The sequence below is a fragment of the Nocardia sp. NBC_00511 genome (genome assembly GCF_045161165.1).
Classification (GTDB): domain Bacteria; phylum Actinomycetota; class Actinomycetes; order Mycobacteriales; family Mycobacteriaceae; genus Nocardia.
Genome location: NZ_CP107849.1, coordinates 2,074,152 through 2,098,411 on the forward strand (window position 1 = coordinate 2,074,152; position 24,260 = coordinate 2,098,411).

At 68.0% G+C, this 24,260-nt stretch carries 31 protein-coding genes; 22 read left to right on the plus strand and 9 right to left on the minus strand.

Features of this window, described 5'->3' with window-relative positions:
- Positions 1-58: 58 nt before the first annotated feature.
- Together OG300_RS09830 and OG300_RS09835 are read right to left on the minus strand one after the other, a co-directional pair.
- On the minus strand, positions 59-1,129 hold the full coding sequence (locus OG300_RS09830) for a dihydrodipicolinate reductase (protein ID WP_405494376.1): 1,071 nt from the start codon (positions 1,127-1,129) through the stop codon (positions 59-61).
- 14 nt (positions 1,130-1,143) lie between these two features.
- Entirely contained in the window at positions 1,144-1,971 is an 828-nt protein-coding gene (locus tag OG300_RS09835) for an SDR family oxidoreductase (RefSeq protein WP_405494378.1), read from the minus strand.
- A 94-nt stretch (positions 1,972-2,065) separates the two neighbouring features.
- On the opposite strand from OG300_RS09835, the gene OG300_RS09840 reads away from it, so the two are divergent.
- Entirely contained in the window at positions 2,066-2,668 is a 603-nt protein-coding gene (locus OG300_RS09840) for a TetR/AcrR family transcriptional regulator (protein WP_405494380.1), read from the plus strand.
- Here the strand turns inward: OG300_RS09840 and OG300_RS09845 are convergent.
- Positions 2,634-3,089, minus strand: a complete 456-nt coding sequence (locus OG300_RS09845) for an NUDIX hydrolase (RefSeq protein WP_405494382.1) — start codon at positions 3,087-3,089, stop codon at positions 2,634-2,636. The genes OG300_RS09840 and OG300_RS09845 overlap by 35 nt on opposite strands.
- Before the next feature lie 209 nt (positions 3,090-3,298).
- Here OG300_RS09845 and OG300_RS09850 point away from each other — a divergent pair, with 209 nt between their 5' ends.
- From OG300_RS09850 to OG300_RS09890, 9 genes are all read left to right on the plus strand, one after another.
- The gene (locus tag OG300_RS09850; RefSeq protein ID WP_405494384.1) at positions 3,299-3,961 is read left to right on the plus strand and encodes an NAD(P)H-binding protein; all 663 of its coding nucleotides are present in this window, start codon (positions 3,299-3,301) and stop codon (positions 3,959-3,961) included.
- 134 nt (positions 3,962-4,095) lie between these two features.
- Positions 4,096-5,322, plus strand: coding sequence for an AAA family ATPase (locus tag OG300_RS09855; protein WP_405494386.1), 1,227 nt, complete (start codon positions 4,096-4,098; stop codon positions 5,320-5,322).
- 26 nt (positions 5,323-5,348) lie between these two features.
- Positions 5,349-6,323 (plus strand): DUF58 domain-containing protein, encoded by a 975-nt coding sequence (locus OG300_RS09860; protein ID WP_405494388.1) that lies wholly within the window; start codon positions 5,349-5,351, stop codon positions 6,321-6,323.
- Between the two features lie 17 nt (positions 6,324-6,340).
- On the plus strand, positions 6,341-7,345 hold the full coding sequence (locus OG300_RS09865; RefSeq protein WP_405498514.1) for a VWA domain-containing protein: 1,005 nt from the start codon (positions 6,341-6,343) through the stop codon (positions 7,343-7,345).
- Positions 7,346-7,394: 49 nt separating this feature from the next.
- Entirely contained in the window at positions 7,395-8,114 is a 720-nt protein-coding gene (gene fabG1, locus OG300_RS09870) for a 3-oxoacyl-ACP reductase FabG1 (protein ID WP_405494390.1), read from the plus strand.
- A 57-nt stretch (positions 8,115-8,171) separates the two neighbouring features.
- A complete protein-coding gene (gene inhA, locus OG300_RS09875) occupies positions 8,172-9,008 on the plus strand; it encodes an NADH-dependent enoyl-ACP reductase InhA (RefSeq protein WP_405494392.1) in 837 nt (278 codons plus the stop codon).
- Between the two features lie 23 nt (positions 9,009-9,031).
- Positions 9,032-10,099, plus strand: coding sequence for a ferrochelatase (locus OG300_RS09880; protein ID WP_405494394.1), 1,068 nt, complete (start codon positions 9,032-9,034; stop codon positions 10,097-10,099).
- Positions 10,100-10,109: 10 nt separating this feature from the next.
- Positions 10,110-10,343: a hypothetical protein gene (locus OG300_RS09885; protein WP_405494396.1), complete on the plus strand. Its 234-nt coding sequence runs from the start codon at positions 10,110-10,112 to the stop codon at positions 10,341-10,343.
- An 84-nt stretch (positions 10,344-10,427) separates the two neighbouring features.
- Positions 10,428-11,075, plus strand: coding sequence for a hypothetical protein (locus tag OG300_RS09890; RefSeq protein ID WP_405494398.1), 648 nt, complete (start codon positions 10,428-10,430; stop codon positions 11,073-11,075).
- 3 nt (positions 11,076-11,078) lie between these two features.
- On the opposite strand, the gene OG300_RS09895 is transcribed toward OG300_RS09890, so the two are convergent.
- Entirely contained in the window at positions 11,079-11,786 is a 708-nt protein-coding gene (locus tag OG300_RS09895; RefSeq protein WP_405494400.1) for a hypothetical protein, read from the minus strand.
- A 111-nt stretch (positions 11,787-11,897) separates the two neighbouring features.
- Between OG300_RS09895 and msrB the strand changes: the two genes are divergently transcribed.
- From msrB to OG300_RS09920, 5 genes are all read left to right on the plus strand, one after another.
- On the plus strand, positions 11,898-12,353 hold the full coding sequence (gene msrB / locus OG300_RS09900; RefSeq protein WP_405494402.1) for a peptide-methionine (R)-S-oxide reductase MsrB: 456 nt from the start codon (positions 11,898-11,900) through the stop codon (positions 12,351-12,353).
- The gene (gene msrA / locus OG300_RS09905; protein WP_405494404.1) at positions 12,350-12,862 is read left to right on the plus strand and encodes a peptide-methionine (S)-S-oxide reductase MsrA; all 513 of its coding nucleotides are present in this window, start codon (positions 12,350-12,352) and stop codon (positions 12,860-12,862) included. The genes msrB and msrA overlap by 4 nt, the downstream gene beginning before the upstream one ends.
- A gap of 190 nt (positions 12,863-13,052) precedes the next feature.
- The gene (locus tag OG300_RS09910) at positions 13,053-14,267 is read left to right on the plus strand and encodes an FAD-dependent monooxygenase (protein ID WP_405494406.1); all 1,215 of its coding nucleotides are present in this window, start codon (positions 13,053-13,055) and stop codon (positions 14,265-14,267) included.
- A 92-nt stretch (positions 14,268-14,359) separates the two neighbouring features.
- Positions 14,360-14,983 carry a class I SAM-dependent methyltransferase gene (locus OG300_RS09915; RefSeq protein WP_405494408.1) on the plus strand — a complete coding sequence of 208 codons (624 nt, stop codon included), beginning with the start codon at positions 14,360-14,362 and terminating at the stop codon, positions 14,981-14,983.
- Between the two features lie 80 nt (positions 14,984-15,063).
- Entirely contained in the window at positions 15,064-15,441 is a 378-nt protein-coding gene (locus OG300_RS09920) for a hypothetical protein (protein WP_405494410.1), read from the plus strand.
- Here the strand turns inward: OG300_RS09920 and OG300_RS09925 are convergent, their stop codons facing one another.
- From OG300_RS09925 to OG300_RS09935, 3 genes are read right to left on the minus strand one after another with little or no spacing between them, the layout of a single operon-like run.
- Positions 15,442-16,179, minus strand: coding sequence for an ABC transporter permease (locus OG300_RS09925; RefSeq protein ID WP_405494412.1), 738 nt, complete (start codon positions 16,177-16,179; stop codon positions 15,442-15,444).
- On the minus strand, positions 16,179-16,922 hold the full coding sequence (locus OG300_RS09930; protein ID WP_405498515.1) for an ABC transporter ATP-binding protein: 744 nt from the start codon (positions 16,920-16,922) through the stop codon (positions 16,179-16,181). The genes OG300_RS09925 and OG300_RS09930 overlap by 1 nt, the downstream gene beginning before the upstream one ends.
- A gap of 11 nt (positions 16,923-16,933) precedes the next feature.
- Positions 16,934-17,596 (minus strand): LppX_LprAFG lipoprotein, encoded by a 663-nt coding sequence (locus OG300_RS09935; RefSeq protein WP_405494414.1) that lies wholly within the window; start codon positions 17,594-17,596, stop codon positions 16,934-16,936.
- A gap of 74 nt (positions 17,597-17,670) precedes the next feature.
- On the opposite strand from OG300_RS09935, the gene OG300_RS09940 reads away from it, so the two are divergent.
- Both OG300_RS09940 and OG300_RS09945 read left to right on the plus strand, forming a co-directional pair.
- Positions 17,671-18,024 carry a PadR family transcriptional regulator gene (locus OG300_RS09940; RefSeq protein WP_405494416.1) on the plus strand — a complete coding sequence of 118 codons (354 nt, stop codon included), beginning with the start codon at positions 17,671-17,673 and terminating at the stop codon, positions 18,022-18,024.
- Positions 18,009-18,677 carry a permease prefix domain 1-containing protein gene (locus tag OG300_RS09945; protein ID WP_405494418.1) on the plus strand — a complete coding sequence of 223 codons (669 nt, stop codon included), beginning with the start codon at positions 18,009-18,011 and terminating at the stop codon, positions 18,675-18,677. The genes OG300_RS09940 and OG300_RS09945 overlap by 16 nt, the downstream gene beginning before the upstream one ends.
- A 3-nt stretch (positions 18,678-18,680) precedes the next feature.
- On the opposite strand, the gene OG300_RS09950 is transcribed toward OG300_RS09945, so the two are convergent.
- Entirely contained in the window at positions 18,681-19,334 is a 654-nt protein-coding gene (locus OG300_RS09950; RefSeq protein WP_405494420.1) for a hypothetical protein, read from the minus strand.
- Between the two features lie 18 nt (positions 19,335-19,352).
- Here OG300_RS09950 and OG300_RS09955 point away from each other — a divergent pair, with 18 nt between their 5' ends.
- Together OG300_RS09955 and OG300_RS09960 are read left to right on the plus strand one after the other, a co-directional pair.
- Positions 19,353-19,517 carry a hypothetical protein gene (locus OG300_RS09955; RefSeq protein WP_405494422.1) on the plus strand — a complete coding sequence of 55 codons (165 nt, stop codon included), beginning with the start codon at positions 19,353-19,355 and terminating at the stop codon, positions 19,515-19,517.
- A gap of 68 nt (positions 19,518-19,585) precedes the next feature.
- Positions 19,586-20,329, plus strand: a complete 744-nt coding sequence (locus OG300_RS09960; protein ID WP_405494424.1) for a GNAT family N-acetyltransferase — start codon at positions 19,586-19,588, stop codon at positions 20,327-20,329.
- A gap of 8 nt (positions 20,330-20,337) precedes the next feature.
- Here the strand turns inward: OG300_RS09960 and OG300_RS09965 are convergent, their stop codons facing one another.
- On the minus strand, positions 20,338-21,480 hold the full coding sequence (locus tag OG300_RS09965) for an acyl-CoA dehydrogenase family protein (RefSeq protein WP_405494426.1): 1,143 nt from the start codon (positions 21,478-21,480) through the stop codon (positions 20,338-20,340).
- A 75-nt stretch (positions 21,481-21,555) separates the two neighbouring features.
- On the opposite strand from OG300_RS09965, the gene OG300_RS09970 reads away from it, so the two are divergent.
- The 3 genes from OG300_RS09970 to OG300_RS09980 all read left to right on the plus strand — a co-directional run bounded on the left by OG300_RS09970 (position 21,556) and on the right by OG300_RS09980 (position 24,255).
- Positions 21,556-22,152, plus strand: a complete 597-nt coding sequence (locus tag OG300_RS09970) for a TetR family transcriptional regulator (protein ID WP_405494428.1) — start codon at positions 21,556-21,558, stop codon at positions 22,150-22,152.
- 73 nt (positions 22,153-22,225) lie between these two features.
- Positions 22,226-23,716: an FAD-binding oxidoreductase gene (locus tag OG300_RS09975; protein ID WP_405494430.1), complete on the plus strand. Its 1,491-nt coding sequence runs from the start codon at positions 22,226-22,228 to the stop codon at positions 23,714-23,716.
- 44 nt (positions 23,717-23,760) lie between these two features.
- Positions 23,761-24,255, plus strand: a complete 495-nt coding sequence (locus OG300_RS09980; RefSeq protein WP_405494432.1) for a pyridoxamine 5'-phosphate oxidase family protein — start codon at positions 23,761-23,763, stop codon at positions 24,253-24,255.
- Positions 24,256-24,260: the final 5 nt, after the last annotated feature.

Genomic DNA, 24,260 nt, shown 5'->3' on the forward strand with positions numbered 1-24,260 from the left:
CGGCGTGTCGGGGACTGTCGCCCCCGACACGGCGAAACCGGCTCGCGGACCGCCGATTTCAGCGGATGGTGCCCGCGCCCGGAATCAGCGGCAGATCCAGCGCCGTGACCCAGCCCGGCGGCAGTGCGTTGACCGCGGGCACCGCGTTGAGCGCCCGCATGCCGGTGGCCAGGCAGCCCGCGACCGCGGGGGTGCGCCCGGAGCCGTCGGTGAATCGGAAGGAGGTCTCCTGCGCGATGGACGGCGAGCCGAGGATGTCGACCCGGTACACGTCGTCGCGGGTGCCCGCGGGCCACTCCGGCGCGGCGTCGAGGCCGATGCGGTTGACGTGCTCGAGCACGATCACCTCCCGGCCCTGGTACACGCCGTTGATGGTGAAGCGGATGGCCGCGACGGTGCCCGCCTTCACGGTGCCCTTGGCGGTCGGGCGGTCCTCGGGGGTCACCCACTTGTCCCAGGTGGTGGTGATGGCGTCGAGTTCGATGCCCGCGGCGTGGGCGATCATCGGCACGGTGGGTCCCCACGCCATGATCAGCACCTCCGGATATTCCAGCATCGCTTTGAATTCCGGCGGATGCCCGATGCCCATCTCGAATTCGTAGTCGCCCTCGTAGTCGGTGTAGTCGAGGAGTTCGGAGGCGCGCACCGACTGGACCTCACCGCACAGGCCCATGAGCGTCATGGGGAACAGGTCGTTGGCGAAGCCGGGATCGATGCCGGTGGTGAAGCAGGACGCGCCCCCCGCCTCGCAGGCCTCGGTGATGGGATCGCGCCAGACGCCGGGCAGCTGCGTCATGGCCGGGTACACCCACGGGGTCATGGCGGTGGAGCAGACGTCGATGCCCGCGCGCAGGAACGCGCCCATCACCCGCATGTTCTCGTCGGCGAACTGGGCGGTGGGCCCGTAGTGCACGACGGCGTCGGGCCGCAGCGCGATCAGTTCCTCCACCGAATTCGTGGCCAGCACACCGGTTTCCGGCGCTCCGCAGAACTCACCGGCGTCCTTGCCGACCTTGTCGGGATTGCTGACGCCGACGCCGACCAGCTCGAAATTGGGGTGGCGCAGGATCTCGGCCAGCACCATGGAACCGACAACCCCGGTGCCCCACAGGACGATTCGCTTCTTCATGACTTCTCCCGTGCTCATCGGTGGAATTCGCCGCAGTCGACGGTCAGCATCTGACCGGTCACCGCGGAGGCGAGATCACTGGCCAGGAACAGCGCCGCGCGCGCGACCTCCTCGGGCCCGGCCAGCCGCTGCAGGTCGGTGGGATCGGCTTTCTGCTTGTAGATGTCGGCGTGGGTGACACCGGCCTGACTGGCCAGCCAGTCGAAGTAGGCCTTGTTGATGTCCTCGTACACGTAGGACGGCGCGACGCTGTTGACCCGGATGCCGCGCGGCCCCAGTTCGGTGGCCAGCGACGAAGCCAGGTGCTGCAGTGTGCCTTTGGAGAGCTTGTAGCCGGAGTACTCGGGCTGCGAGCTGTAGGACACGCACGAGTTGAGCATGATGATCGAGCCGTGCGAGGCGGCGAGGGCGTCGGCGAACAACGTCGAAAGCCGCAGGGGCGCGAACACATTGGTCTCGTTGGCGTTGCGCAGCGCGTCGAGTTCGATCTCGGTGATCGGGTTCATCGGCGGGATGGCGAAGGCATTGTTGATCAGGCAGTCGACCCGGCCGTATTCGGCGAGGGTGCGCTCGACCAGGCTGCGGCGCTGCTGTTCGTCGGTGATGTCGGCGGGGGCGACCAGCGCGCGCTGCCCGAGCCCGCGCACCTCCTCGGCCAGCTTCTCGAGCTTCTTCTCGGTGCGGCTGACCAGCACCAGGTTCGCGCCCATCCGGGCGGCCTCGATGCTCAGCGAATGGCCCAGGCCGGGTCCGATGCCCGACACCACGATGACCTTGTCCTGCAGTAGCGGCACCGGACGATACGTCTCGGCGGGTGCGCTGATGTGCGGGGCAGCAGACACGACTACTCCTCGAGCCTCAGCAGTTACGGACTGTAACGGCTTTGATGTGACAGACTGTAACGACTTCGTAGGCCGCCGACAAGGATGGATTTCCGTGACCGAACGCCACCGCCTGGGCCCGCACCGCGACCCCGCGGTGGACACCGCCGTCCTCGACGCGGCCCGCGAGCTACTCGTCGAACGTGGTTATGCCGCAACGTCGATCGACGCCATCGCGGCGCGCGCGGGGGTGAGCCGCCCGTCGATCTACCGGCGCTGGCCCTCGAAGGCGCACCTCATCGCCAAGGCGGTGTTCCCGGACGTCGGCTCCGATCAGGTCGCGCCGGATCTGCTCGCGGAGATCCGCAAGGTCATCCGCGGCACCATTCAGCTTTTCGGGTCGCCGGAGACCCGCGTGGCCATGCCCGGCCTGATGACCGAGATGCGTGGCGACGCGGGTCTCTACGACAAGCTGTCCGCCCGGCTGGACGCGCCGACGCGCGCCGAGCTGGCCGATTACCTGGCAGCCGCGCCCGGCCGTCCGGGTCTGGACCCGGACACCGTGCTCGACGCGATCGCGGGCGCGGCGCTGTTCGCCATGTGCATTCGCGATATCGACGACATGGACGGGTTCGCGACCTCGCTCGAGGACCTGCTGCTCTACGGCATCGTGGGCGCGCGGCCTACGCCGAGAGGATCCGCCGGATCGACGGCGTGACCGGCAGGTCGCCGTCCAGCGGCAGCCAGCGGTAGCGCGCGTAGTTGCTCAGCTGGATCGGTTCCACCCCGGCCACTTCGACCGAGAAGTGTTCTCTGCGGACGTGTTTGCCCGCGTTGGAGAGGTAGTCGAAGCTGCCGAGGTGGCGCACGATGTCCACGACGGTCAGCCCGGTCTCTTCGTGTAGCGCCCGGGTCACGGCCCGGGCCAGGCTCTCTCCCGGCCGCACGATGGTGCCGGGCAGGCTCAGCGGACTGCGCCCCTCCACGTGCCCACCGTGCTCCAGGAGCAGCACTGCGCCGTTGTGCCGCAGCACCACCCCGACCCGTAGCGCCACCTTGTCCGCGTCGGCTCGCCGCATCAGATCGGCCAGCACCGCGTCCCCGAGCGATTGCCGGGGCGAAACCTCGAAATCCCACACTGCACACCACATCCCGTACTACCGGACGCCTTCGACCGATACCGTCAACGCTACCGGCCGAGAATCGGCCCAGGACAGAGACATTCACAAGAATCGGTGCATCTTCATCGAACTGTTGGACAAGCCGGAAACTTTTCCGGGCAGGCGGCCTCCACGGTATGCGTGTGTGCAGGTGGGAAGCTGGTTCGACCAACAGGAAGGAGTTGCCCGTGAAGGTGTTCCAGATCGGTGCCGCCGGGGGAGTGGGCCGTCCGCTGGCTGCGCTGCTGAGTGCCCGCGGTGACGAGGTGAGCGGGATGCATCGCAATCCAGAGCAGGCCGCCGTCATCGCCGCGACCGGTGCGACGCCGGTGATCGGTGATCTGATCGAGGATTCCGTGGGTGATCTCGCCGCGAAATTCGCGGGCCACGACGCGATCGTGTTCTCCGCGGGCGCGCACGGCACCGGCACGGACAAGACGACGCTGATCGACGGGCAGGGCGTGGAGAAGGCCGCCGAAGCCGCCGCACGCGCCGGAATTTACCGCTTTGTCCTGGTTTCTGTTTTTCCGGACGCGGGCCGCGATCGCGAACCCAACCCCGGATTCGAGCACTACATGCGGGTGAAGAAGACCGCCGATGTCTTTCTCACCCACACCGGTCTGGACTGGTTGATCGTGCGCCCCGGCACGCTGCGCGACGAACCCGGAAACGGGCTGGTGACAGCGGGATTGGCGATCGAGTACGGCGATGTGCGCCGCGAGAACGTGGCCGCCTTCCTCGCCGCCGCCCTCGCCCGCCCGGAATTGCGGCACACCATCATCGAACTCACCGACGGATCCACCCCGGTCGAGGCCGCTGTCGCGGAGTTGCTGGCACCGCCGCGAAGCTGAGAACGACGGTCCGCGGCGCCGCCCGACCGGGCCGGGAAACGACGAAACCCACATTTCAGGGCCGAAATTCGCGCGTTGATCACGGGCGGGTGCGGCAATTGCGCGAGATACCTGGAATAGTTGGTGCGGCACGCATGGAGACCGAGGCGAAAGCGGGGAGTTTGGTGACTTCGACTGATGGTGTGGGAACGGTAAGCACGGTGAAGGAGCCGTCGCCGGCACCGAGCACCCTCGAGCGCGATGTCCAGACCCTGGAGAAGGCGATCTACGAGGTCAAGCGGGTGATCGTCGGCCAGGATCGCCTGGTCGAACGCCTGCTGGTGGGTGTGCTCGCCAAGGGGCACGTACTGCTCGAGGGCGTCCCCGGTATCGCCAAGACCCTCGCGGTCGAAACCTTCGCAAAGGTGGTGGGCGGCAGCTTCTCCCGGGTGCAGTTCACCCCCGACCTGGTGCCCACCGACCTCGTCGGTACCCGCATCTACCGCCAGGGCCGCGAACAGTTCGACACCGAGCTGGGCCCGGTGGTCGCGAACTTCGTGCTCGCCGACGAGATCAACCGCGCACCGGCGAAGGTGCAGTCGGCGCTGCTCGAGGTGATGGCCGAACGGCACGTGTCCATCGGCGGCAAGACCTACCCGATGCCCGACCCGTTCCTGGTCATGGCCACCCAGAACCCGATCGAGAGCGAAGGCGTCTACCCGCTGCCCGAGGCGCAGCGCGACCGCTTCCTGTTCAAGGTCGTGGTGGACTACCCCTCCGTCGAGGAGGAGCGGGAGATCATCTACCGCATGGGCGTGAAGGCCCCCGAGGCCAAGGCGATCCTCGACCCCGTCGAGCTGGTGCGCCTGCAGCAGGTCGCCGCCAACACCTTCGTCCACCACGCGCTGGTCGACTACGTGGTGCGCGTGATCGCCGCGACCCGCAAGCCCGCCGACTTCGGCCTGCACGATGTGGCCGGCTGGATCTCCTACGGTGCTTCGCCGCGTGCCTCGCTGGGCATCATCGCCGCCGCTCGCGCGGTCGCACTGATCCGCGGTCGCGACTACGTCGTCCCGCAGGACGTCGTCGAGGTGATCCCGGATGTGCTGCGTCATCGCCTGGTGCTGTCCTACGACGCCCTGGCCGACGAGGTCAGCCCCGACGATGTGATCAAGCGCGTGCTGCAGACCGTCGGTCTGCCGCAGGTCGCCGCGCAGGCCGTCGCCCCCGGTGGCGCCGCGCCCGCCGCACCGATGCCCGCCCCGGCCGCCCCGCCGGTGATGGGCCCGCACGGCGGCCAGCCCGGTATTGCGCCGCAGGGTATTCCGCAGCCCCCCAACGGTCTGGTGCCCGGAGTTCCCGGTCAGCCCCAGCCGAAGTGAGGCCGATTCCGGAATCGATTGCGCCCGTGACGATCTCATCTCCCAGCGGCTCCACCCACGCCCCGCCTTCCTTCCGGCAGGGGAGCCTCACCGACCCGAAACTGTCGGCGGCGCTCAAGACGCTCGAACTCACCGTGCGCCGCCGCCTGGACGGCGTGCTGCACGGTGACCACATGGGCCTGATTCCGGGCCCGGGTTCCGATCCCGGCGATGCGCGCATGTATCAGCCGGGTGATGATGTGCGCCAGATGGATTGGTCGGTCACCGCCCGCACCACCCATCCGCACGTGCGGCAGATGATCGCCGACCGCGAGCTGGAGACCTGGCTGGTGGTCGACCTGTCGGCGAGTATGGACTTCGGTACCGCGCTGTGTGAGAAGCGGGATCTGGTGGTCGCCGCGGCGGCCTCGATCACGCATCTCACCAGCGGCGGCGGCAACCGGATCGGCGCGGTCGTCGCCAATGGCGAACGGCTGATCCGGATTCCGGCGCGCAGCGGCCGGGTGCACGCCCAGTCCATGCTGCGCACCATCGCCACCACCCCGCACGCGCCCGACGGTGTGCGCGGGGATCTGAGCGGGGCCATCGAGGCGCTGCGCCGGCCGCAGCGCAAACGCGGTCTGGCCGTGGTGATTTCGGACTTCCTCGGGGACATCGACTGGCAGCGGTCGCTGCGCGCCATTTCCGGCCGCCACGACCTGCTCGGCGTCGAGGTGCTCGATCCCCGTGATCTGGACCTGCCCGACGTGGGGGACGTGGTCCTGCACGATCCGGAGACGGGCCGGACCCGGGAATTCACTGTGACTCCCACGCTCCGCGCCGATTTCGCGCGTGCCGCGCAAGGTCATCGTGACCAGGTCGAGCAGGCGCTGCGCAGCTGCGGTGCGCCGGTGATGACCCTGCGCACCGATCGCGACTGGATCGCGGACGTGGTCAGATTCGTGTCGACTCGGCGCCACACCTTCGGCGCCCCGAATGCCGGGCGGGTGCCGCGACAGTGAGCATTGGCAATGTCTCCTTGAGCCTCTCGCATTTCACGACCGAGTACTGGCTGGCGTTCCTGGCCGTGCTCGCCGCGATCGCGTTGATGTACATCCTGATGCAGCGGCGGCGCCGAAAGCACCTGCTGCGCTTCAGCAATATGGAACTGCTGGAGAAGGTCGCGCCCGCGCAGCCGAAGCCGTGGCGGCACATCCCCGTCGCGCTGACGCTGGTGGGGCTGGTCTTCCTGACCTTCGCCGCGGCCGGTCCGACCGCGGCCAAGAAGGTGCCCCGCAACCGCGCCACCGTGATCCTGGTGATCGACGTATCGCTGTCGATGGAGGCGACCGACGTGCCGCCGAGCCGAATCCAGGTGGCCAAGAAGGCCGCCCGCGATTTCGCCGACGGCCTCACCCCGGGCATCAACCTGGGTCTGGTCACCTTCGCCGGAACCGCGTCGGTGCAGGTGTCGCCGACCACCAACCGGGAGGCGGTGAAGGCGGCCATCGACAATATGAAGCTGGCCGAGCGCACCGCGACCGGTGAGGGCATTCTGACCGCCCTGCAATCCATCGACACCCTGGCCTCGGTGCTGGGCGGCGCGGAGAAACCACCCCCCGCGCGCATCGTGATGATGTCCGACGGCAAGCAGACCGTGCCGGACGACAAGGATGTCGAGAACCCACGCCACGGCTTCACCGCCGCGCGCCTGGCGAAGGAGAAAGGCATTCCGGTGTCGACGATTTCGTTCGGCACCACCTGGGGCACCGTCGAGATCCCCGATCAGGACGGTAAGGGCTCCCAGCGGGTGCGGGTGCCGGTGGACGACGATTCGCTGCGCGAGATAGCGAAACTCTCCGGTGGCGATTTCTATACGGCCTCCACGCTCGAGGAGTTGAAGGCCGTCTACGACACCCTCGAAGAGCAGATCGGCTATGAGACGACGATGGGCGACGCCAGCCGGCCGTGGCTGCTGCTGGGCTTGCTGATGACCGCCGCCGGGGTCATCACCGCATTGCTCTATCGTCAGCGTCTGCCGTAACTCGGTACCGCGCGCCGACTCCCGAATACGAACAGATAGGTTTGCGTCTATGTCGAACATCACATCCCGGTCGGTACTGGTGACCGGCGGTAACCGCGGCATCGGCCTCGCGGTGGCCCAGCGTCTGCTCGCCGACGGACACAAGGTCGCCGTCACGCATCGCGGCTCGGGTGTGCCGGAAGGTCTCTTCGGCGTGAAATGCGATGTGACCGATGCGGAATCGGTCGATCGCGCGTTCACCGAGGTCGAAGCGCACCAGGGTCCGGTCGAGGTCGTCGTGGCCAACGCGGGCATCGTGGACAACGTCCTGTTCATGCGGATGAGCGAGGAATCGTTCTCCAAGGTCATCGACGCCAACCTGACCGGTGCGTGGCGAGTTGCCCAGCGCGCCAACCGCAATATGCTCAAGCACCGTTTCGGCCGGGTCATCTTCCTGGGTTCGGTGGTCGGTCAGATCGGCGCCCCGGCGCAGGTCAGCTACGCGGCCGCCAAGTCGGGTCTGGTCGGTATGGCGCGTGCCATCACCCGCGAGGTCGGCAAGCGCAACATCACCGCGAATGTCGTTGCGCCCGGCCTGATCGACACCGACATGACCCGCGACGAGATGACCGAGGAGATGCGCAAGACCGCGCTCGACTTCATCCCCGCGGGCCGCATCGGCCAGGCCGAGGACGTGGCGGGCGTGATCAGCTTCCTCGCCTCCGAGGACGCCTCCTACATCTCCGGCGCGATCATCCCCGTCGACGGCGGTATGGGCATGGGCCACTAGGCTCGCCCGAAATCGACCCTGCCCAAGCATTTTTCAACGAGGAGAACTGGCCTACCCATGGGATTGCTCGACGGCAAAACCGTACTCATCACCGGCATCATCACCGATTCGTCGATCGCCTTCCACGCGGCCGCGGTCGCGCAGGAGCAGGGCGCGAAGGTGATCATCACCGGTATTCCGGAGCGGCTGCGGCTGATCGACCGCATCGCCAAGCGGCTGCCGCAGGAGGTCCCCCCGGCCATCGGCCTGGACGTGACCAACGAGGAGAACCTGGCCGAGCTGGCCGACAAGGTTCGTGAGCTGGCCCCCGAGGGCGTCGACGGCGTGCTGCACTCGATCGCGTTCGCGCCGCGCACCCTGATGGGCCCCGAGGCCAAGCCGTTCCTGGACGGCCCGGGCCCCGACGCCGCCAAGGCCTTCGAGATCTCCGCCTGGTCCTACGCCTCGCTGGCGCGGGCCGTGCTGCCGGTCATGAACGAGGGCGGCTCCATCGTGGGCATGGACTTCGATCCGCGCACCGCGATGCCTTACTACAACTGGATGGGCGTGGCCAAGGCCGCGCTCGAGTCGGTGAACCGGTACGTGGCGCGAGAGGTGGGCGAGGCCAAGCGGGTTCGCTCCAACCTGATCGCCGCGGGCCCGATCAAGACCCTGGCCGCCAAGGCCATCGCGGGCACCGCCACCGATGACGCCAAGCAGCTCACCATGCTCAACACCTACTGGGACGGCGCGAGCCCGATCGGCTGGGATGTCGACGACCCGACGGTGGTCGCCAAGTCCGTGGTGACGTTGCTGTCGGATTGGCTGCCGGGCACCACCGGTTCCATCATCTACGTCGACGGCGGCGCCAGCCACAACACCTGGTTCCCGGCCGACGGTTTCGGCGCGAACTAGTCGAAACGCGAAGGGAGTATTCCGTGGCCGCCGAAGCGCTGCTGTTCCTGTCCTTCGGCGGCCCGGAACGCCCCGAGGACGTGATGCCGTTCCTGGAGAACGTCACTCGCGGCCGGGGCATCCCGCCGGAACGTCTCGCCGAAGTCGCGCAGCACTATCTGCACTTCGGCGGGGTGTCTCCGATCAACGGGCTCAACCTCGACATCATCAAGGCCGTGGAGGCCGAATTCGCCACGCGCGGAATCGATCTGCCGGTGTACTTCGGTAACCGCAACTGGCATCCGATGGTCGAGGACACCGTGGAGCGCATGCGCGCCGACGGCATCGGCTCGGCGCTGGTGTTCCCCACCTCGGCGTGGGGCGGCTATTCCGGCTGCCTGCAGTACCACGAGGACATCGTGCGCGCCCGCGCCGCGGTCGACGGCGCACCCGAATTGGTGAAGCTGCGCCAGTATTTCGACCATCCGCTGTTCATCGCGGCCTTCTCCGACGCGATCCACGCCGCCGTGGCCGAGCTACCCGAGGGCCGTCGCACGCGCGCCCGGCTGGTGTTCACCGCGCACTCGGTGCCGGTCGTCGCCGATCACGCCTCCGGTCCGGCGGGGGAGCACGACCTCTACAGTCGACAGGTCGCCGAGGCGGCCCGATTGTGCGCCGCCGCAACCGGATTCGACGACTACGACCTGGTGTGGCAGTCGCGTTCCGGCCCGCCGCAGGTGCCGTGGCTGGACCCCGATATCGTCGACCACCTCGACACCCTGGGTGAGCGCGGCGTGGACGCGGTCGTGGTGTGCCCGGTCGGGTTCGTCTCCGACCACCTCGAGGTGATCTGGGACCTCGACAACGAGGCGAAAGAGCGTGCGGCGGAACTGGATATGGCGTTCGCGCGCGCCGCGACTCCCGGCCCCGACCCGCGTTTCGCCCGCATGGTGGCCGAGCTCGTCGACGAGCATCTCGCCGGTGCCGAACCCGCGCGCCTGAGCGATCTGACCGCCCTGGGTTGCACCGTCAACGGTGTGCCGTGCGCCGTCGGCTGCTGTGCCCTGCCGCCACGCCGACCCCGGGTCGCGCCCGCGGCCGCCGAATTGTAGTCTCGCCCAGGTGAGTACACCCGGACGCGGAGCAACCCCGCAACGTCGCCAGCCCGCCAGCAGCGCGCCCGCCGCCCGCCGGCGCACCTTCGGCCCGCCCGACTACTTCGTCTGGGCCCCTGTCCTGGCGCTTTTCATGGCGGCCGGAATCGTCGGCACCATCGGCCAGTCGGTCACCATCGCCGCGATCTTCGTGGTGGTCGCGGTCGTCATGGTCGTCCTGGACATGTTCATCAACCGCTGAGCAATCCCGGGGGCGGTTGCGTTCGGTGCGGGTTTCGGGTTGCGGATACCATCGCGGGGCACTGTCGATGGAGGAAAACAAGCGATGCCCGAGCCCACACCCGAACGGCGCCAATATGATCGGGTGCGACCGCCCGCCTACGCCCCGCGCACGTATCAGCCGCCGCCGTTCGGTCCGCCGCTCGCCCCGCCGCGCCGCTCCCGCATCCCGATGGTGATCGCCGGTGCGGCCGGAGTTCTCGCACTTGTCGGTATCGCCGGGTCGGCCGCCGGATTCGTCGAATACACCGGTGCGCAAAGGGATTTGCGCGCGGAGCGGATGGCCGGTGACCAACTCCGGCAGCAAGCCGTGTCGGATACCCGGCGCGTGGCCGCGCAGAAGGCCGCCTGTGATTTCCTGGGCCTGGCGACCAATTACGAGGCGGCGAAGCTGGATCAGTTCGTTCCGGCGATCCTCAACGTGACGACCACGCAGTTCGGCAAGGAGTTCGCGAGCCCGGCGGTGCTGGATCTCATCAAATCGATCCAGGGCACCAGCAAGGCCCTCGAGACGCACTGCGGTCTGGAAGTGCTCAACGGCCAGCACGCGACGGTGGTCGCGGTGGTCAAGCAGGCCACGTCGAACGCGAACAATCCCGAACCTGTCATCCGCGTCGCGACCATGTCGGTATCGGTCGAGGAGCAGCCCGACGGCCGGTGGCTGGTCAGCAGCATGTCCTCGGCGACGACGTGACGGTCATTTCAGGACATTGATCGCGCGGGCGATGACCAGGCTGACGGTGATCAGGGAGATCAGCGACTGCGCCATCATCAGGCTCTTGGCCCAGCGCGACATGGGCATCACGTCGGTCGGGCTGAACGCGGTGGCATTGGTGAACGACAGGTACAGGTAGTCGGGGAACTCGGGTTCCCACTCGGGGTCGGCGAGATCCGGGTTCTGCATCTGCACCCACAGGAAATCCGGGTACGGCTTGCGGGCGTGGGCGCGCGCGGCCGGACCGCCACGATCCAATTCCCAATACCAGAGCGCGAATACGAGCACATTGGTCAGCCACACCGCGCCGCCGGAGGTGAGCAGTCCGGCCGCGTTGTCGCTCACCGAACCGTTGATCAGGCCGCGCACCAGGTGCGCCACCGACCACACCATGGCGAAGCCGAGCAGCGCCATCAGGCACAGGCCCAGGCGCCGCAGCCGCATCTCCTCGCGGTCGACGCGCACGGGATTGCCGATGATCAGCACGATCAGCAGCACGAGGCCGATGCTCGGCACCAGCCAGCGTGGCCCGGGGACGAACTGTTCGGGTAGAAAGAATTGCAGGGCCAGGATGCCGACGATGGCGGCGGTCGCCGCCCACCGGGATTCACCGGCGGTCCGCCGCGCCCACGCCGGGACCGGGTTGTCGGTGGTGTCGTCGCCGGCGGTGTTGTTCTCGGTCGCGCTCACGCGAGTGAGTATGCCCGCCGGGCGATCTGTGACAGAAGTATGACGCGGGGTTGCCGGGGAACTATCCGCACCGGAGCGGCGGTTGTAGAAGAGGCCAACCGAGGAGGTCATGTGGCGCAGGAATACCACCGGAATCCCGCGGCCGTTGCCGCGCTCTCGCCCGAGCAGTACCAGGTCACCCAGAAGAACGGGACCGAGCGGGCGTTCACCGGAGAATACTGGGACAACCACGAGCCCGGGATCTATGTGGATGTGGTGTCGGGCGAGCCGTTGTTCGCCTCGACCGACAAGTTCGAGAGCGGTTCGGGGTGGCCGAGTTTCACCCGGCCGCTGAACACGGACAATGTGGTGGAGAAGCGGGACCGCAGTCACTTCATGGTCCGCACCGAGGTACGGTCCGCATTCGGGGACAGCCATCTCGGGCACGTCTTCCCCGACGGGCCGCGCGACGCGGGCGGGCTGCGCTACTGCATCAATTCGGCGGCGCTGCGGTTCATCCACCTCGACGACCTCGAGGCGGAAGGCTATGGGCAGTACCGGACTTTGTTCAAGGAGGAGGAAGCGTGACCGATACGCGGAAGGCGATTCTGGCCGGCGGATGTTTCTGGGGCATGCAGGATTTGATCCGCAGGCAGCCCGGAGTGGTGTCGACGCGGGTGGGCTACAGCGGCGGCAGCAACGACAATCCCACCTACCGCAACCATCCCGGTCATGCGGAGGCCGTGGAGATCGTCTACGACCCGGCGCAGACGGATTACCGTGCGCTGCTGGAGTTCTTCTTCCAGATCCACGATCCGTCCACGAAGGACCGGCAGGGCAACGACATCGGCTCGAGCTACCGCTCCGCCATCTTCTACCTCGATGACGACCAGAAGGCGGTCGCGCTCGACACCATCGCCGATGTGGACGCCTCGGGTCTGTGGCCCGGCAAGGTGGTCACCGAGGTGACCCCGGCGAGCGCGTTCTGGGATGCCGAGCCGGAGCACCAGGACTATCTGGAGCGCTACCCGAACGGCTACACCTGCCACTTCCCGCGACCGGGCTGGAAGCTGCCCAAGCGGCAGACCACCGCGTAGCGGGCAGGTAGTGGCGTAGTACCGAATCCGACGGCGGGCTTTCCCGGGAGATCTCCGGGGAAAGCCCGCCGCTGTCGTCTCCGCAGCTGGAGATAAGTCGCGAAGAAACTAGTTGCCAAGAAACTAGTTGTGTGGATACTATTGCTGCATCGGTCGCGCAGACGATCGAACTTCCCGGAGGGCGGCAGCAATGAGTGGCATCGAGACGGCACTGGTGATCGGCGGCGGCATCGCGGGACCGGTTGCGGCACTGGCACTTCGGAAGGCGGGCATCACCGCCACCGTGTACGAGGCCTACGACAGTGCCGCGACCGAGGCGGGCGCGATGCTCACCGTCGCCCCCAACGGCCTTGCGGCACTGGAGATCATCGGCGCGGACAAGCTGGTGCAGGCCGCCGGGCATCCGCTGCACAGCATGGTCATGGAGACCGGGACCGGCCGCACCCTCATGCGGGTCGACACCCTGCCGGGTCTACCGCCCAGCTGCACCATGCTGCGTGCGGACCTGTTCCGGGTGCTGCACGATCATGTCGTCGCCAACGGCATCACCATCGAGCACGGCAAGCGCCTGGTCGGCATCGAACAGTCCGACACCGGCGTCACCGCGCGCTTCGCCGACGGCACCACCGCGACCGGTGACATCCTCATCGGCGCGGACGGCATCCACTCCACCGTCCGCACCCTCATCGATTCGGACGCTCCCGGCCCCGAATACACTGGCCTGATGAGCTTCGGCTTCGGCGAATTCACCCCGGACGGAAGGCTTTCCGACGGTGGCGACGGCGCGATCGACGCCATGCACTTCGCCTTCGGCAAGCGCGCCTTCTACGGCTACTGGCGGCAGCCCGACGGCAAGCACGTCTTCTTCAGCAACTATCCGCAGGCCGAACCCATGACCCTCGCCGAGGCCAAGGCCGTCCCCGCCGAGGACTGGCTGGCCAAACTGCGTGCCGCCCACGTCGGTGACAGCCCCGGCGAAAAGCTGTTCGCCGAAACGAGTTCCGCCGACATGCTCGTCACCGGCCCGATGGAACGCATGCCGCACGTCCCGACCTGGCATCGCGGCCGTGTCGTCCTCGTCGGCGACGCCGTGCACGCCCCGTCCTCGAGCTCCGGCCAGGGTGCGTCGCTCGCCATCGAATCCGCCGTCGAACTGGCCCGCTGCCTGCGCGACCTCCCTACTCCCGCAGACGCTTTCGTCGCCTACGAGGCCCTGCGCCGCCCCCGGGTCGAATCCATCTCCGACAACGCCGCCAAAACAAACAACGGCAAAACCTCGGGCCCCGTGGCCAAGGCGCTCTTCGCCCTGATGATGCCCATCGCCACCCGCACCTTCCTGCAGCCGGAGAAGATGTTCGGCCCCGTCCACCGCCACGTGATCGACTGGGATGCCTGCGCTGCGTGATCCCACCGAGATCAAGGAGCTCTCACCGTCGAGAATCGGACAGATTTGCACGGTGAGAGCTCCTTGCTCTTGTGGTGAATTAGGTTGGAGGGATGGGGCTTTCTGCGGCTGAGGTGTTCGACAAGCTGGGTAAGGACTACGAGAGTGCGTTCGCGGGCCTCGGGGCGCAGCGCGAGGAGCTCGAGTGGCTGCTCGACCGGCTGCCGGATGGGGCGCGGGTGCTCGATATCGGCTGTGGCACCGGTAAACCCACCGCGGAGGTGCTCTCGGCGGCCGGGCACCGGGTGACCGGGATCGACGTATCCCCGGGCATGGTGGAGATCGCCCGCGCGCAGGTTCCCGCCGCGCGGTTCGAGGTGGCCGACCTGCGCACCCTGTCCTACCCGTCCGGCAGCTGGGACGCGGTGATCGCCTTCTTCCCGCTGTTGCAGCTGACCCGCCCCGAAATCGATTCGGCGCTGGCGGGTTTCGCGGAGTGGGTGGCCCCGGGCGGTTATCTCCTCTTCGCGACGGTTCCCGTGGACATCGAGAACGTCGACACCGAATTCATGGGTCAGCCGGTCACGGTCAGCAGCTATCCGCCCGAGATCTTCGTCGAGCGGCTCACTGTCGCGGGGTTGACAGTGCTGCGAAATCGCGTGGTCGAGTTCCTCCCCGACCATCCCGGCGCGACCACCGAACCCGACCTCTTCCTGGCCGCCCAGCGCTCCGCCTGACCCCTTCTCGAGGCCTCTGACCTGTCGGTACTGCCCGCTAGAGTGATGGTGTACCCGTTGAAAAGCGTTGGGGGGCAGTCATGATGAGCACACTGTGGGTCTGCACGGGATTCAGTCCGTACGAATCATGGTTGCGGGCGGATCGGGTCACCGGGGTCGCCGTGAAGGCCATGCACCCGGGTGGCTGGCAAACTCCCGAGAGCGAGTTCTCGGTCTTCGTTCAGCATCTGGCGGAGACACCGATCAGCGAGGAAGAGGTGGCGCACGAGCTGCCGACTCGGCAGGCCGCGAATCTGCTCGCTCGGGACCTGATGCACGCCTTGGCGGTTCACCGCGACGATGCGGGTGTGCTGATGGTGCAGGGCAACGAGGTCAGATTCGTCAGCCATGCCACGCGTCCGCCGCGCCCTGCCCCGGCGACCTGGTGGCCTTTGAGCCGGTTGCCCAGCAAAACGTGATCAGTTGCTCTGCCGCCGCAGGGTGGCCGCGCCGCCGAACAGCGTCGCCACGGCAAACGCGGCCAGCACCACGAGATCCACCCAGAGGCGGGTGGTCGGCAGCGGGAAGGTGCCGACCTCGCTCATGGCCTCGGCGGCGTAGCGCAGCGGCATGACGTCGCTGGCGATGCGCAGTACCGACGACATCTGATCGCGTGGCCAGATCAGGCCGCACAGCAGGATCTGCGGAAACACGATGGCGGGCATGAACTGCAGGGCCTGGAACTCGGTGCGAGCGAAGGCGCTGGTCAGCAGGCCGGTGCAGCAGCCGAGAATCGCGGTGCTGATAGCGATGAGCAGCACCGTCACGACCGCGCCCTGGGTGCGCAGACCCAGCAGTCCGTAGGCGACCGCGCACGCCACTCCGGCCTGCACGGCGGCCAGCGCCGCGAAGGCCAGCGCGTAGCCGAACAGCAGATCCAGTTTGTGCAGGGGAGTGCTGAGCAGGCGTTCGAGGGTGCCGCTGACCCGCTCGCGCAGCATGGCGACGCTGGTGATCAGGAACATCGAGGTGAAGGGGAAGATGCCCAGCAGCATCAGGCCGATCTGATCGAAGATGTCGAGGCGATCCACGAAGATGAAGCGCAGCAGCGCCAGCAGCAGACTCGGCACGGTGATGACCAGCGCGATGGTGCGGCGGTCGTGGCGAACCTGAGTGAGCACGCGCAGCGTGGTGGCGAAGGTCAGCGAAACAGACATCACGCCAGCACCTTTCGATCGTCGGAGGCGTCGGTCTGACGCAGGATCAGGCGCAGGAACGCTTCTTCGAGGTCCGGTGCGCCGGTGGCACCGCGCAATTCGGCGGGTGTCCCGTCGGCGAGTAGTCGGCCTTCTCGCAGCAGTAGCAGCCGTTCGCAACGGTCGGCCTCGTCCATGACGTGGCTCGACACCAGCAGCGTGGTGCCCGCCTCGGCGAGAGCGTGGAAGCGAGCCCAGATGTCGCGGCGCAGTACCGGATCCAGGCCGACGGTCGGCTCGTCGAGGACCAGCACCGCGGGTTGCGCGAGCAGCGCGCATGCCAGCGACACCCGGGCCCGCTGCCCACCCGAGAGCGCGTCCACCAGCCGGTCCGCGATATCGGCCAGTCCCACATCGCGAATCGCGGCTTCGGCGGCCGCGGCGGACACCCCCTGGATCTTGGCGAAATAGCGGGCGTTCTGGCGAATGGTGAGATCTCCGTACACCGACGGCTGCTGTGTCACATAGCCCACCCGCTCGCGCAGCGCGGCCGTCCCGGCGGGCAGACCCAGCACGGTGACACTGCCCGACCGGATGCGCTGCACGCCGACAATGGCCCGCAGCAGCGTGGTCTTACCCGATCCGCTGGGGCCGAGCAGTCCGGTCACGCTGCCCGGCGGCAGCGCGAACCCCACTCCGTGCAGCACCTGCTGCTTTCCTCGACTGACACTCAGATCGACGACTTCGACCGCGCTGTCCGGCATTTCGAATTCCTTCACGACTTGATCCCCGGCACCGAGGCCGACTGTGGCTTGGACACCGTGACATTCAGGTGAGCGTCCGGATGCTGCGGAAACCCGAGCGTGGTCTGCAACGGGAGATGCGCGCCGCGCACCGGCACCCATACCGTCAGCGTCGAGTCCGAGGTGGTGCCCGGCAGGATGGCGGCCAGCGCTCGGGCGGGCACCACCGCCTCGATCTCGAACGCGTCGACGCCGGTGAACTGTGCGCGCGCAACGGTTTTCGGGTCGCGCAGCGAACGCAGCAGTTGCGCCAGTCCGCCATCGCGCCCGATCAGCCCGCTGGGGCTCGGGAATCCGGCGGGCATCGGCACCAGGGTTCCATTGTCGGACTTGCTGAACACCTTGCCCTGGGAGGCGACGAACCGCGTCACCGATCCGGTGGGCAGGGTCGCCGCGCCGGTGGCGCTGCCGCCGTCACTCTTCGACACATCGGCCTCGAGCGCGCGCAGTGGGAATCCCGGCACGCTGCCGTCGGCGCGCAGGGCGACATGCGCGGAACCTATCGCGCCGGCGGAGATCGCCGCGTCGCGCATCATCAACCCGGCATCGGGCAGTCCGCCCGAGCCGTCCCCGCAGCCGGTGAGGACCCCCGCCGCGATCAGCGCGCACACCGCGCTCACGATCCTGAAGCGCACCGGCAACCTCCTATGGGTAGGGACGCTACCCATAGGCTAGGCCACTTTTCCGCTGAAGGGTAGGCTCACTACCTATGAGTGCAGAAGTGCTGAAAGGGCACCTGGACGGCATGATTCTGGCCGTGCTCGCCGACGGCCCGCGCCACGGCTACGGCGTCATCGACGCGCTGCGCACTCGTACCGGCGGTCGCTTCGACCTCCCCAAGGGCACCATCTACCCGGCGCTGCACCGGCTCGAACAGGCCGGACTGATCGACGGCGCCTGGTCTCGCGAAGGTGGCCGCGAGCGGCGCACCTACACGCTCAGCGCCGCCGGTCACCGGCGCCTGGGCGTGGAGCGGGCCTCCTGGCGGGACTTCGTGGCGGCGGTCGGTGGATTGATGGAGGGGAACACCGGATTGGGGGAACAACCATGGCCCGCAGTGTGATCGACGATTATCTCGACGACCTGAGCACCCGGCTGACCGGAACCTGGTGGGAACGCCAGGCGATCCTGGCCGAGATCGGCGACGGCCTGCACGATTCCGCGGACTACCATCGCGCACAGGGGCTTTCGGTCGAACGTGCGATCGCCACCGCCGTCGCGGAGTTCGGTGGTCCCGGTGTGCTGGCCGAGGAATTCCTGCCGGTGTTGTCGGGCAAGCGGATTCACCGCTACGGCTGCACCTTCACCACCATGGGCCCGGTGATCGGCCTGCTCTGGGGAACGGCGGCCCTGCTCGGCTCCTTCAGCGCGGTACCTCGGCCGCTGACCATCCTCGGGCTGGTAGCGATGGCGCTGGCCGTGCTGATCGGTGCCCCGTTCACGGTCGCCGCCATCGCCTCCACCGGCCGCGCCAGCCGATTCGTGCGCATCCCAACGAGATTGGCGGCCCGCGCCCTGCTGGTCACCGCCATCGTGGCCATGTTCATCGACGGCACCCTGCTGACCACGTTGCTGACCTTGGTCGCCGAAGCGCCCCGAGATCTCGTGGTGCTGCCGCTGGCGCTGGGTGCCCTGGTGAGCGTCGCGCGCATCAGCATCGCGGTGACCAGCGTGCCGCGCCTGCGGCCCGCCCGCACCATGGGCGCGACCGCGTAACGGTCACCGCGCCGGAATATCCACCGCGATCTCGCCGCCGAGGTGATACCCCTCGGCCAGTTGCAGGTTGTCGCCACTCCAGAACCGGCCCGGGTCATACCAATTCGGCCGCTTCTGCGGCAGCAGCCCCATCGCCTGATAGGTCATGGCGACGATCTCCGCGCAGTACGCGTTCTCCAGGTTCGCGTCGGCATCCTGGTCCTTCGGCCGTTTCGGCACCGGCACCCGCCCCCGCAACCACCGACCCGCCAGCGCGCTGGTCGCGGGAAACGGAGTCCCGTCCAACCGTGCCACCGTCCGCAGCGCGGCGTCCTCCATCTCGCGGGTGACCGGCCGATCCAACTGCCGAACCCACGCCTGCTGCTCGTATTCATTGGCCCACCGCAATGCGGCCGCCCGCAGATCGTGCAGCTGGGCGCCGCGATGATGATTGCCCGACCAGATATCCGGCAGCGCCTTGCCCAGTTCGGCATGCCAGATCAAGGCCGGCAGATCATCGATGACCACCGCCATCCCGACATGATTCACCGGACTGTTGGTCAGTCCCCGAATGGCCCGGTCCGCACCGGAATGCCCACGGAACAGCCATAGATCGCCCGTCCGAGTGAGCTCGATCGCCTTGTCCAACCCGACACTCGACAGCGCTTCGCGTGACACAGGGACTACCCTAAGCGCATGCGCTGGTGGAAGGTACTCGGTTTGGCCGGTGCCGCAGGTGTCGCGGCAACCGGAGTTGTGGTCGTCCGCTCGGAACGCAAACGTCGCGCCTACACCCCCGATCAGGTCCGCGACCGCCTACACGCCCGCCTCACCGAACCCGCCGCCGACGACACTCACTGACCTTCGGCGGTTGGACCGGTCGTCGACCGTAGCCTGGCCAGGGACAAACCCGGCATTCAGGAGGTTCGGTGACATCAGGTCTGAACGGCTACGGTCAGCCCGTCGGTGAAGCGCTGCCGGAGTGGACTTCTCGTCCCGCACCCGCGCGGGTCGAACTCGACGGCATCCACTGTCGGCTCGAACCACTCGATCCCGCGCGTCATGCGGCCGATCTCTACGCGGCCTATGCGAGCGCACCCGACGATCGGAATTGGACCTACCTGCCCGTCGGTCCTTTCGCGGATGCCGCCGACTACCGCGCGTGGGCCGAAACCGCCGCTGCCAGTTCGGATCCCCTGCATTTCGCGGTGATGGACCACGGCACGGGCAAGGCGGTCGGAACGCTCGCGCTCATGCGGCACGATCCGGCCAACGGCGTCATCGAGGTCGGCTTCGTGGTGTTCTCGCCTCTGCTGCAACGCACCCCGGTCTCGACCGAGGCGCAATCGCTGCTGATGGCCTACGCCTTCGACAAGCTCGGCTACCGCCGCTACGAGTGGAAGTGCGACGCCCTCAACGCCCCGTCGCAGCGGGCCGCCGCCCGCCTCGGCTTCACCGCCGAGGGCGTCTTCCGTCAGGCCGTGGTCTACCGCCAGCGCAACCGCGACACCGCCTGGTACTCGATCATCGACCACGAATGGCCGCTGATCCGCGAGGCCTTCCAGGCCTGGCTGGCCCCGGCGAACTTCGATGAGACCGGCCGCCAGCGGCATTCGCTGATCGAACTGCGAGAGGCGCTGGCGAACACCACGTCCGGCCGCTCGAACCGCTGACTCGTAGGTCAGCTGCTGGCCAGACTCCGGGCGATGACCAGGCGTTGAATCTGGTTGGTGCCCTCGAAGATCTGGGTGATCTTGGCTTCTCGCATGTAGCGCTCGACGGGGAAGTCCTGGGTGTAGCCGTAGCCGCCGAAGACCTGCACGGCGTCGGTGGTGACCTTCATGGCGGCGTCGGTGGCGATGAGTTTGGCGACGCTGGCCTGGCGGGAGTAGGGGAGGCCGGCGTCTCGGCGGCGGGCGGCGTCGAGGTAGGTGGCGCGGGCCGAGTCGACGGCGGCGGCCATGTCGGCGAGCAGGAAACCCAGGCCCTGATGGTCGATGATGGGGCTGCCGAAGGCTTCTCGATCCTTGGCGTAGGCGACGGCGTCGTCGAGGGCGCGCTGGGCGATGCCGGTGGCGACGGCGGCGATGCCGAGACGGCCGGAATCCAAGGCGCTGAACGCGATCGAGAGGCCCTGGCCGGGGTCGCCGAGGAGGCGGTCGGCGGGGATGAGGGCGTCGTCGTAGGCGGCGGAGGTGGTGGGGACGGCGCGCAGGCCCATCTTCTCCTCGGGCTTGCCGAAGCTGAGCCCGGGGGTGTCGGCGGGGACCAGGAAGCAGGAGATGCCGCGGGAGCCTGCGCCGGTGCGGGCGAAGAGAGTGTAGTAGTCGGCCTTGCCGCCGTTGGTGATCCACGCCTTGGTGCCGGTGATGCGGTAGCCGTCATCGGTGGCCACCGCACGGCAGCGCAGGGCGGCGGCGTCGGAACCCGCGTGCGCCTCCGAGAGGCTGTAGGCGCCGATCAGATTGCCGGACAGCATGTCCGGCAGCCAGCGCTGCTGCTGCTCGTCGGAGCCGTAGACGAACAGGGGATGGCAGGACAGCGAGTGCACGCTCACCGCGACCGCGACCGCCGCCCAGCGCGCACCCAGTTCCTCGAGGACCTGGAGGTACACCTCGTACGGTTGCCCGCCACCACCGAACTCCTCCGGATAAGGCAGGCTCAACAGCCCGGCCGCGCCGAGCGCACGGAACGCCTCCTCCGGATAGCGCTGCTGCTTCTCGAATTCGACGACCTGCGGTTCGAGCACCTTGTCGGCGATATCGCGGGTCAGCTCGATGAGGTCGCGGGCTTCGGTGGTGGGCAGCAGGCGATCGACAGGCATGTCGATCACAGTACGACCGGCACCCAATTGCGTGCAAGGCAGCACGCAATTTCGGTCGTTGGCTATGCTGACCGGGTGGTATCCGAGCTGCCCCCGAACAAGCATCAGGAGAAGAGCCTGCGCACCCGCGCCCTGCTCCTGGACGCCGCCATCGACAGCCTGGCCGAGGCCGGATACGCCAGCGCCTCCATCGCCGACATCACCGCCCGCGCGGGCGTCACCCGCGGCGCGCAACTGCACCACTTCCACACCCGCCAGGAACTGTTCGCGCAGACCATCGAACATCTGACCCAGCGGCAGCGCGAAGCCCTGCACCGCCGCACCCGCACGCTGGCGGCGAGCGCGTCGGCGGGGGAGGTGCTGGTCGAATACGTGACCGCGCCGTTCTCCGGGAAGATGGGCAAGGCCGCGGTCGAACTGTATGTCGGCCTCGCCAACGATCGGGAGCTGCGCCGCGACATGCTGCGCGTGCAGCACGATCTGACCGCCGAGATCCTCGACGCCTGCGGGCAGCGCATCGACATCCCCCGCGCCCGCCTGGAGTCCGCTTTCTGGATGACCATCAACCTGGTGCGCGGCACCACCCTCGACGAGATGGTGGGCCGGGATCGGTTGCGGCGCAAGCAGGTTCTCGCCGACTGGATCCGGATTGCCGACGATCTGCTGACCTGACAGCGAAACGCGGCGCTCCCCGCCCGCGATAGTCGAACCGGAGAAGGTTCGACCTCGGGGGAGGAACGCCGTCATGGCAATCGATCGACGAACACTGCTGCGCGCGAGTGGAATCGGCGCGACACTGGCCGCGCTGAGCGCTCTGGACACGGGTTGCGCGATGAGCAGGCCGGGCGCGGAACCGCCCGGGGGACAGGTGGATTGGGGTGCGCTGCGCGGCCGCCTGGCGGGAACCCTGAACCTGCCCTCGGATTCGGGCTATGCGACCGCCAAACTCGCCTACAACCCGGTCTTCGACGTGCGCACCCCGGCCGCGATCGCCCAGTGCGCCGATGTCTCCGACATCCAGGCCTGTGTGACCGCCGCCGCGCAGGCCCGCATGCCGATCGCCGCGCGCGGCGGCGGCCACAGCTACGCGGGCTACTCGACACCCGATCACGGCCTCGTCGTCGACACCGGCGCGATGAAGACCGTCGAGGTGCGCTCCGACGGCACCGCCGTGATCGGCGCGGGCGCGCGCCTCATCGACGTGTACTCCGGACTCGCGCAGGCCGGTCGTGCGCTGCCCGGCGGATCCTGCCCTACGGTCGGCATCACCGGCCTCACCCTGGGCGGCGGTCTCGGAGTCCTCGCGGGCAAATACGGATTGACCTGCGACAGCCTGGTTTCCGCCCAGGTCGTCACCGCCGACGGGGTGCTGCGGACCGCCGACGCGCAGTCCGAACCCGACCTGTACTGGGCGCTACGCGGCGGAGGCGGCGGCAATTTCGGCATCGTCGGCTCCCTCACGTTCCGCACGGTGCCCGCCCCGCAATTGGCGGTGTTCCAACTGCGCTTCCCCGCCGGTTCGCTGACCGCGGTACTCGGGGCCTGGCAATCGTTCACCGCGTCCGCCCCGGACGAATTCTGGTCCACCCTTTGCGCTTCCGCGGGCAGCCCGCCGACCTGCAAGATCAATGGCTGCTATGTGGGCACCGAAAGCGATATGAACGCCCTCGTCGACAAATTGGTGGCCGCCACGAATACCCGCCCCGACGACCGCTATTCGCTGACCAAGGACTATCTCCCCGCCATGCAGTATTTCGGCGGATGCGCGAATTACTCGGTGGAGCAGTGCCATCCGAGCTGGAATGGCGGCGGAGTTCTCGACCGCGAATCCTTCACCGCGTCCTCGCGGGTGCTGACCCGCCCGCTCTCGGATCCGAGTCGATTCACCGCATTGCTCACCGGTCGCAGCGGAATGGACGTGCTGCTCGACAGCCTCGCGGGCGCGCCCTCGCGAATCGGCGCGGCCGACACCGCCTTCCCCTATCGCGGCGCCTTGGCGACCGCGCAGATCTACGTCGGCGCGACCACCGCGCAGGCCCGCACCGCCGTCGACGAGGTCCGCGACGGACTCGGTGAGCTGACCGGCAACACGGCCTTCGTCAACTACATCGATCCCGGCCTGAAGGACTGGGCGAACGCCTACTACGCGGGCAACGCGGCCCGCCTGCGCGGCATCGCGCGGCACTACGACCCGAACGGAGTGTTCAGCTTCGACCAGTGCGCCGCGAAGGTGTGAGCGCGGCCCGGGACCTGTCGGAGTCGGGGCGTACCGTCACATTCATGACGTCCTGGACAGAGTTCGTCGCTGCCGCGCCCCGGGTCTCGGCCATCTTCACCCGCCGCCTGCGGGCCACCGGCAACCTGTGCATGCTGGCCACGCTGCGCGGCGACGGCTTCCCGCGCATCAGCCCCCTGGAACCCCGTGTCTTCGAGGGCGAACTGTGGCTACCCGGTATGCCGGGCACCTTCAAGTTCGCCGACCTGCGGCGTGATCCGCGCTTCTGCCTGCACACCGCCACCGTCGACACCCATGTCGGTGACGGTGACGCCAAACTGTTCGGGACCGTGCACGATGTGCAGGACGAGGGTCTGCACGAGCGGTTCGCCGCCGCCCTCTTCGAGGAAACCGGTTTCGACCTGCGCGGCAGCAAGTTCGAACCGTTCTTCGCCGCCGACCTCACCGGAGCCTCGGCCGTCGAGGTCGTCGACGGTGACCACCTGGACATCACGGTGTGGAAGCCAGGCGAACCGGAACGAGTGGTGCGCAAGCATTGAAAAAT